This window comes from Paenibacillus sp. MMS18-CY102 (assembly GCF_009789195.1).
Lineage (GTDB): Bacteria > Bacillota > Bacilli > Paenibacillales > Paenibacillaceae > Paenibacillus_T.
In genome coordinates, this window is record NZ_WSTC01000078.1 from 1 (window position 1) to 1,450 (window position 1,450).

The 1,450-nt window shown below is 45.5% G+C and carries 1 protein-coding gene; it reads right to left on the reverse strand.

Annotation, left to right across the window (positions count from 1 at the left end):
* Positions 1-168: 168 nt before the first annotated feature.
* Complete coding sequence (locus tag GON22_RS25455) at positions 169-1,320, reverse strand: IS4 family transposase (RefSeq protein ID WP_160398858.1); 1,152 nt, start codon at positions 1,318-1,320, stop codon at positions 169-171.
* Positions 1,321-1,450: the final 130 nt, after the last annotated feature.

A 1,450-nucleotide genomic window follows, 5' to 3' on the forward strand; every position in this document is an offset into this window, starting at 1 on the left:
CACTAGCGTTGCATAAACACTGATGTGCTTTCTTTCTGAAAATTTAGTTAATTGTATTCTGGCTCGAAATCCAAAAGGTCGAGCGCCTCTTAGAGGTAGCTCCATCCATTTGGTTGAATTATGTAAATTTGTTCACATGAGTAAATTAACTGCAAATACGATTGTCGATCAGTCGACGGTGGGTTTTCGTCGTCGTCCTAACGATTTCCGACTCGGTTTCTGTTTCATCCGCTGAAGCCATTCGGCATACGGCTGCCACAGCAATTTCGTCAGCCAGCGACTCAGTTGTAACAATTTATGATCGACTTTTGTCTCTAACTTCACCAGTAAGAGCAAGCAGAAGGCAATAAGAGCAATCCAAATCTGGTTCTGAACAGCACGGTCACTTTGGCCGTGAAAATGCTTAATCCGCAAATGCTGTTTCATCCATTTGAAGAATGTCTCGATCGCCCAACGACTCCGATACATGTCGCTAATCTCGTCACAGGTTAGATCGAATCGATTCGTGACCAAGAACAGCAGATTGCCTTGCGAGTCTTCGGTTTGAACCATCCGCAGCTTATGTTTCATCTTCTTTTGCTCAGAGCCGACGCGAATAATGACATCTTCGCTTACGCTGCTAGCTGCCGGAATTTCAAGGAATTCTAGTGGCTCTATACAGGCGTTATTCTTGAGGCGCGTCACGAAGAAGATGCCCTTCTTGCAATAACGATCGAACGCTGTGTAATCGATATAGCCGCGGTCAAATATGTAGGTAATGCCAGGCTCATCGACGAGTTCATCAAGCTGCGTTCGGTCATTCTTCTTGGCGTTTGTGATGGTTGCCTTCTCTGGAATGACGTCGTGTTCACCAAGAAACGAGAGCCGCATATGGATTTTAATGCCTGACTTCGTCTTGCGAAAGTGCGCCCATTGGTACTTCTGCAGGCAGAGGGCAACGGTCGTCGAATCGATAATCTTGATTTTCTTTCGATGAGCCGGGGCACGGTGCTTGGAAAAGATCCGCTTGACGAGATGTTCAAACACCTGCTGGAGCAGTTCGGGATTCACCTGTTTGTGCTTGCGGCTGAGTTGAGCGGCTGAGATCGATGTAAGTCCTAGTTCTTGCTGAAATGCCTTACTGAGCACATCGTCAGCAATATGCCGAAGCCCTTCCCTGCCTTGCAATTGTGCGTGGAGGAACAACTTCAAGTAAGGCTCCGTCGTCAGTTTCTTTACGTATTTATCTTGGCGGGTTTCCGAAACCCAATCTGTGAACGTTCTCGTACATATTGGCGATAGCCATTTACCAAATGAAGATAATAGAGTATGCTTGTCCATACGATTGATCCTTTTCAGTGGATTATGGACGGGGCTACCTCCATATCTATTGTAAAGGATTTTTTTATGCGCCGATGTATATTAGACAGAAATTTATGAAGATTCAGAGAATATTAATGCAACGCTAGTG